Below are 7,892 nucleotides of genomic sequence, written 5' to 3'. Positions count from 1 at the left end.
AGCATTATTGTCCCCTATCTCACCTACATATACATATTGCAACTTTGGATCAGGTCCCGGTCCTACTGCTATGTCTTCCCAATCTCTATTCTTAACTCCTTTGAGTTTAATACTCCCTTTGTCTTTTCCCAAAGTATCAATCAAATACACTAAAGGTTCACCCCCACTGTCATTGTGGGTATAAATAATCCCTGGATGGGTTCTGGAAAAAGCAAGGCCGCTTGCCTCATCTATTTTTTTATTTTTCAAATCCCCAGCTTTCTTGGGAGCAGAAAAAACCGAATCTGCATAAGCCGGTATAAAAGAAAGTTCTTTGGCTTCAGGAACCTTCTGTGAAACTAAAAACGGAATGGAGACAAAAATTAAGTAAGCTTTAAACAGATAATGGAACAATGTATTCATAGATTTTCAACAGTCAAAATTCAGTCCCCTTTCAACTACCTGATGTTAAGGTTTGTTAAAAAAAAACCGGACAGAAAAACTGTCCGGTAAATTTAAGGATAAAATCAAACTGATCTAATCATAACCACTGAAATCCCCTCCACTGATTTGATATTAAAATACGTGATTTTAGTACTTGCTGACAAAGGCGAAATGTCAGTATCATTGGTGCAATCCAATCTACCGAAGTCAGGTTTGGCATTTTCTCTATTCCGGTAATACTGGCAGTTCCTGTACCCCTAAGGTCAAGCACTTCGATGCTAAGCAAAAGCCCCTCAGTGATCTGATCTTCAGCAGACAATTCAAGAGTTTCTCTTACCCTAGCTACCATACATGCATCCTTAAAAAAGGATGTTTCAGGCTAATCAGTACATGAAGCGGCATCCCATCCTTCCAATTCACCTGCAGGAAACTGGTCAACCCATTGCTCAATGACACAAGGGTTGGAAATTTGATTGTTTTGGAGATCCAAAGAAATCTTGTTTTGGAATTGGTCAGACAATGCCTGGGTAAAACCACCTGCTTCAAAAACAGCCACCAAAGGTGTAATATCTGTAATTCCTGTATTTCTGATATTTGACTCGACCAATTTTGTATATTGAGAGAACTGCTTGAACTGTTCATCACCAACTTCTGCATTTCTAAGACTCAAATAGTAAAGATTCACCATTCCATTGAGAGGAGTGATATCTTTAATATTACCACAACGATTGAAATTCAGATATTCAAACTGTGTCATACCGGTCAAAGGAGATAAATCAGAAACAAAAGATTGTCTTAAATTCAAATGCTTTAACGAAGATTTACCTGCCAACCGGGAAATATCCGTGGTAGGTGTTTCCCTTAGGTCCAGAATTTCCAATGCATTCAAGTTCTGTACAAAATCAAGGATTGCCGCTCCTTGGCCTTGAAGGTTCAAATTCATAAGGTACAATTCTTTCAATTTTGTCAGATTTGCAACTGGAGTGAGATTTTCTACATTCGTTAGATTGGCATTTAAAACCTCCAAGTTCGTTGCTTTTTCAAGCCCTGCCAAAGAAGCTACCTGGGTATTGGCTATATTCAATTCGGTCAATTTCAACAGTTCACCGACTGTAATATCATTATTTGCTCCAATTTTAAGATCAGTTCTGATAAAACCTGCAAGGAGTTCGTCTTCAAAATTGACTACTTCATCTTCTGGCATAATGTTGGGATCATCTTCATCGCTACAGGAAAAAGAGAATACAGCCACTGAAAGTGCTATAGCCCAGTATTTAATTGTTGAGAAAGTTTTCATGTTTATTTTTTAGTTTAGTCTTTTGTAATAGAATAATTCAGGAACAATGGAATTTGAAAATTCACTAAGGGTAAAATATCCCCCCTGATGGTCAAAACATATCGCCTCTCCCTGTGCTTCTGCGGGATTGTACGGCGCAAGTGCAGGCACCCTTTGAATCATGTCGATAAATGACTCACTTTCGTTTCTTTTCCAATAAAATATCCTGTCATAATTTTTGATCAGTACTTCATTACCGTCCCTGGATACTGTGCCGGCAGTGGCAACCCTGAACGAAAATGTACCGGCATGAATGGCTGTGGTTTCTTCATTGACATTTTGGGGATAAGGCAATACAAACAGGATTGACCAGAAATCCCTTTTGGTAGCCAAATAGATGTCCTTTGTTTTGGGATCAACCATCAAAGCTTCAGTATCATGGTTTTTGTTAGGGAATTGAAATTTGATCTCATCAAATGGAATTTCGAGATCGATAATTTGCCCCCTATGAGCTTCTTCAAATTTGGGTTCTTCAAATCGATAAATGGAATAATTTCCATAGACCTGATCATTGTCACCTACCTCACCAACATAGAGATAGTCTATGCCGTCTATCGGTCCCGGTGCAATTTCAATATCCTCCCAATCCCTGTTTCTTGTCCCCTTTATTCTGTAAGCTGCTACAGTTTCCCCTGAGTTTACATCCAATAGGAAAATACGGTTATCATTGTTTTTGTCCTGATGGGACCACAAATAACCCGGGTTCTTCCGACTGTAAGCTAAGCCTGAGGACTCTCTCAAAGTAGATTCACCCCTTGATTCAGCCTCAGGAGAAAAGAAGTCAATTCTTTCCATTTCGGCTATTGTATAATCAGTGGTAAATGGTCGATGATTCTCCCAGAATCCAATGGGATCCTCTGCGTTATTACAGGCACAAAGAATTACAAGAATTGCGGAAAGGTAATTTTTGAAGATTTTCATAAAACAAGTTTTGGGAGTATGACCTCCCAAAACTATTGAATTTTATTTTTTGAATTAATCAGCTGCTCCAAATGCACCAAAGAAAGCTTGTGGTCTTGGAGTAGTATAGGTCTTACCGTTTACCAAATAGGAATCATATCTTGGATTAAAGTCAGTTTTGGCGCCAGTCAATGCAGGTGAATCTGATTGCAATCTAAAATCAGCACCTTGAGGCATTCGGCTGACTGTTGAGCCTTCCCGTGCCGCTTGGATATCAAATGTTCCCAAAGCGAAATTGACAAATTTAGGATCATTCTCCCCTACACCACCAGCTACATCAGTACTTGGTTTTGGCTGGTCTCCTACCCTACCGATGGTTCCATTGGAAGGATAAAACTCTTCTACGATGATTTCCACATCTCCATAATAATATTGATAACCCCAAGAAGTATTGGCCAAATCCGGCTGATCATCCGGCGGAACCATTCTCAACCCGTATCGGGAATTCACAACCAGGTTATTGAAGCATTGTCCCCTTGAACCATTTTCATAGTTTAAGGATCCCCCTCTACCTGCCTGTGTTCTTCTCCAACCAGAAGACACAATAGTATTATTGTAAAAATAATTATCTGCCTGAGGAGTTCTACCTTTGGAGTTGGCCACTTTCAATCCGTTTGTTGCTGATCCATAGACAAGGTTAAAACAAAAATCACCTACTGTTCCGGATTTGGTATTGACCGCCTCACCGCCTGTTTCACCATTGAGTTCAAAGGTACTATGGGCAATTAAAGTCTTGGCACCGTTCAATCTGATCGCGTCATCTTTGCTGTATGCAATTCTTGTATGCCATAGGATAAAATTGGAAGTCAAACCATCATCCTGCATATAGATGGCATATCTTGGTTCACCCTCGTCAATTTCACCTTCCTGAACTATTGGATTATTTGCCTCTCCCGGAGCACCGGCATACTCAATATCAGTATATTCAAATACCAAATCCTTCACTGTTTCAGTAGTAGAAAATCCGCCCCAAAGACCTGCAAAGGTATTTGCCGTTGTTCTTCTACCTTCAGGTACTGTAAATCTCACCCTTGCATTTTCTGTCCCATAAGAATACAAACTCCCTCTGATCACTATCTCAGGGCTACTTCCCTGCCTTCCGTCGCCATCAATGATGACCGTAACACCTGATTCTATTGTAAGGCTTTTCCCTTCCGGGATAGTCACATCACCCGTAATGGTATAAGTTTGTCCGGAAGCCCAAGTACCTTCAACATCACCGAACATGTTGTCCTGTGTTGGTAACACTTCTTCATCCGGATCTTCCACAGCGGGGTCCGGATCGTCTTCAGAGCATGCTACAAATCCGAAAATCAGTGCAATGATGAAGAAAGATTTCATCCAATTTGTTAATTTCATAATGGTTTTTGTTTAGTTTATATATTTGGTTTTAATTCTTTTTCAATCTTATTCCTATCCTGTATGATTGTCCAAATCTGTCAGTTCTAACCAAGGTTTCATTTGGATTATCCTGAAATGGGAATAAGGCTCCTTCTCTGGCCAAAGGACTTTTAATAAAGAGTTCATAGGGAGAATCCAGAATGTTGTTGACCCTGACAAAAAATGTAAGGAACCTATTGACCCTTTGGTCAAAGGAAAAATCCAGTTGTGTGATGGGTTTGGACCAATGGTCATTGTCCAGAAAAGGAGAAACAAATTCTATACGCTGACCAGTATAAACCATTGCCAATTGGATATCCGTACCCTTTTCAATATTTTTATACATGACACTCAGATTACCTATATGGTCAGCCTGCCCCTGAAGCGGTCTCGTTTGCATTTCCATTACCTGGATCAATTGTGAAGATTCATCATTAGGGTCTTCCCTTCTATTGGTTATTTTACTGGTAGTGATCTTTGAATTGGTATAGGTATAATTCATCCTTACTCCAAACTTTTGGAAGTATTTGATGAAATCGGCCTCTACACCCCAGTTAATGGCATTTCCGAAATTATTTGGTCTCAAGCTTAAAGGCCCTGAAAAAACGTTTGACCTGACCAGGGTATATTCGATTGGATCCTTAATGTCCTTGATAAATGCACCCAAAAACACTTGCTCGGTCATGGAAGGAAAATACTCCCATCTCAAGTCATAGTTGTTGGCCCTGACCCTGTTCAGCCCTGGATTTCCTGATTCATCAAAACCATCATCTTCGGACATTCTGTAAGGGACAATTTCATGGAATCCCGGTCTTGCTACAGCTTTGTAATACGATGCTCTCAAATTCATATTTGGATTTAGTCTGTGTTTGAAACCAATGGATGGCAACAGATCCAGATAGTTTTGGCTCGAATCAGCATTTACATTTTGTTGGGCCACTCTTAGTGAATAGCCCTGATTGGTATGTTCGGCCCTGACACCTGCATTTATTTCGGTGTTGAAAATATCCCATTTGGTATTGATATAAGCAGCGGCAATTTTCTCAAATGACTCAAAATTCAAAGGGTCCGAAACTCCCCCTCTGGGATTGAGAAGGTTCCAATTGACATCTTCGAAAGTATCCCAATGAACTCCCTGAATCTGAAAAGCCGGATTGATCGGATCAAAAATATACCTGTTGAAAAAACTGTCCCTTTCCTTATCCCTATACATCCCTCCAAATTGGATATTAGTCTCATCATTGATCAGATAGGGTTGATAGGTAAAATTAACATACATGGTCAAATCCCTATCGGTATTATTTTCCCACCTTCTGTTATTCCTTCTTTCGATATTTTGAGGTAATACCTCAAAGTTGGCCAACTCGCCGTTTCTTATAAAATTCCCGTCATCGGGAGATTCACTTCTAGCCAATGAAGCTACCCCTGACCAATCCAATTTGAACCTATTTGAAAACTGGTGTTCCCCACTTGGATTGATGGTGTTGATGGTCTGGAATCTTGAGGTGAATCTTGTAATGTAAGTAAGAATTCCATTCCCCTCTTCCACACTGAAATTACGCCCTTCAACATCAGTGTCAACCATGTCCCTGACCCTGAAATCGTTTAATTGGTAGGTACCGACATATAGCTTCAATTTATGATTGGGATTGAAGTAATAATCCATCTTGCTGTGAAATGCGAACCTTTGTTGCTGAGTAGAGGAATTTCTAACCTGTAACCTTGACAAAGTAGGTCTGTTGGATCCAAAATTATCCAGACCGACCCTGTACCAATTACTGTCCACACCTCTAAAGCTGTTTTGTAAACTCCCACCTAGCATCAGGCCAAATTTGTTATTGAAGAACCTGTCTCCATAAGTAAGGCTGGCCAATACATCAGGAAGCGGCTTGACATTTTTCAACATCATGTTCTGAGTGGGAAAGTCGCTTACTTCTGCAAAATAATCAGAACCAAACCTTTGAAATGGAGATCTCCGGTTGACTGTAGATCGGTCATAGGTATAGAACCCTCTGTCAATATTGATCTGATTGTATCCTAATTGGATATCACCTTCCAACATAAATTCTTCAGGAGCATCCTTCATGACCAAATTAACAGCACCGCCTATGGCATCCCCTTCCATCATTGCGTTAAGGGATTTGGACACTTCCAATCTTTCAAGAAGTTGAGCGGGAAATATATCCAAAGGAATATACCTGTTCTGATTGTCGGGGGACGGGATTTTAACCCCATTTATCAAAGTGTAATTATACCTTTTATCCATACCACGGACAATGGCATGTTGTGGATCTCCATTGGCATTTCTTTCCACTGATAAACCGGAGACCCTCTGAACAATATTTGCAACAGTAATATCCGGTGATAATTCAATAGCACGCTTAGAAATAATATTAATGGTATTGGCTGCGTTTCTTTCCAGGTTTCTGGCCTGCATCTCTGACCCTTTGATCATTGCACCTGAAATGACAAACTCCGATAAATCACTGAGTTCTGATTCCATTTCAAAATTGATTCGGACGGCATCGTCCTGACCCAAATTAACCTCTTGAGATTGAGCGGAATAACCTACAAATGAGGCATCAAGTATAAAAGTACCTCCCGGAACCCCTTTAATTGAATACTTACCATCCAGACCAACAATGGAATAATAAGAATTTCCATCAGCCCTTAGTTTCACGGTAGCACCTATAAGTGGCTCGCCGGTTTCTTTGTCGAGTACAAATCCACTGATTGTAGCAGAAAATAAAAAGTAAGAATTGACAGCAAAGAATATTATGAATAAGGTAATTCTTTTCATATCGCAAAGGTGCGAACTTACAATTACCCTTTGTTTTCTTTAAGATTTAGATTATGTTAATAAAGTATTCATTGAATTACCCAATTGTTAAATAATTCTAAAAATTATTTTTTTTCTTTTTATTTTTTTCTAAAAATATTCGTCCGTAAACCTTTAAAGGTGGGAAATCAGAATTAACAGGAAAAGTACAATTTTGTTTTTTGATGATATTTTTTAAGGGGGTCAAACCATTTAATGCTACCAGAATTATATAAAAAAACGGCCAACTTTCATTGGCCGTTTTAAACTATGAATTTGGAGTAATTACTCCGCTTTTTCTTTTTTATTGACGGTGATGGTGAGTTCTTCACCTTCTCCCGAGTAATCGGCGATGATGACATCTCCATCTGAAAGTTCACCTTTAAGAATTTCCTCTGCAAGCGCATCTTCCAGGTATTTTTGAATAGCTCTGTTCAAAGGTCTTGCGCCATATTGCTGGTCATAGCCTTTTTCAGAAAGGAAATCTTTGGCTTTTCCTGTCAGTTCGATTTGATAACCCAAGTCAGTTATTCTGCGGAACAGTTTACCTAGACTGATATCGATAATTTTGTGGATATGGGATTTATCTAGAGAATTAAAGACAACCACATCATCCAACCTGTTTAAGAATTCAGGACTGAAGGCTTTTCTCAATGCACTTTGAATGGTCGATTTCATCACTTCATCCATGCTTTGCTGCTTGGCTTTTGGAGAGAAACCAATTCCGGCACCGAAGTCTTTCAGATCTCTCACTCCAATATTGGAAGTCATGATAATAATCGTATTCCTGAAATCCACTCTTCTGCCCAAACCATCTGTCAAAATACCATCATCCAAGACCTGAAGTAGAATATTGAAAACATCAGGGTGTGCTTTTTCGATTTCATCCAGCAAAACTACTGAATATGGCTTTCTTCTGACTTTCTCAGTCAACTGACCGCCTTCTTCATAACCGACATATCCCGGAGGTGCTCC

Annotated in this window: 6 protein-coding genes and 1 pseudogene; all 7 read right to left on the bottom strand. The window is 39.5% G+C overall.

Going from position 1 to position 7,892, the window contains the following annotated elements:
- Window positions 1-402, bottom strand: a pseudogene (locus ACEW8U_RS11395) (hypothetical protein); the annotation flags it as partial.
- Window positions 403-520: 118 nt separating this feature from the next.
- The gene (locus ACEW8U_RS11390) at window positions 521-772 is read right to left on the bottom strand and encodes a hypothetical protein (protein WP_373522167.1); all 252 of its coding nucleotides are present in this window, start codon (window positions 770-772) and stop codon (window positions 521-523) included.
- A 30-nt stretch (window positions 773-802) separates the two neighbouring features.
- Window positions 803-1,720 carry a leucine-rich repeat domain-containing protein gene (locus ACEW8U_RS11385; protein WP_373522166.1) on the bottom strand — a complete coding sequence of 306 codons (918 nt, stop codon included), beginning with the start codon at window positions 1,718-1,720 and terminating at the stop codon, window positions 803-805.
- 9 nt (window positions 1,721-1,729) lie between these two features.
- A complete protein-coding gene (locus ACEW8U_RS11380) occupies window positions 1,730-2,680 on the bottom strand; it encodes a hypothetical protein (RefSeq protein WP_373522165.1) in 951 nt (316 codons plus the stop codon).
- Between the two features lie 54 nt (window positions 2,681-2,734).
- Window positions 2,735-4,078 (bottom strand): hypothetical protein, encoded by a 1,344-nt coding sequence (locus ACEW8U_RS11375; protein ID WP_373522164.1) that lies wholly within the window; start codon window positions 4,076-4,078, stop codon window positions 2,735-2,737.
- A 31-nt stretch (window positions 4,079-4,109) separates the two neighbouring features.
- A complete protein-coding gene (locus ACEW8U_RS11370) occupies window positions 4,110-6,899 on the bottom strand; it encodes a TonB-dependent receptor domain-containing protein (RefSeq protein WP_373522163.1) in 2,790 nt (929 codons plus the stop codon).
- A 303-nt stretch (window positions 6,900-7,202) separates the two neighbouring features.
- A partial coding sequence (locus ACEW8U_RS11365) for an AAA family ATPase (protein ID WP_373522162.1) occupies window positions 7,203-7,892 on the bottom strand: 690 nt, incomplete at its 5' end.

The organism is Aquiflexum sp. (genome assembly GCF_041751335.1).
Taxonomy (GTDB): Bacteria; Bacteroidota; Bacteroidia; order Cytophagales; family Cyclobacteriaceae; genus Aquiflexum.
This window is presented reverse-complemented; position numbering and strand designations above follow the sequence as displayed.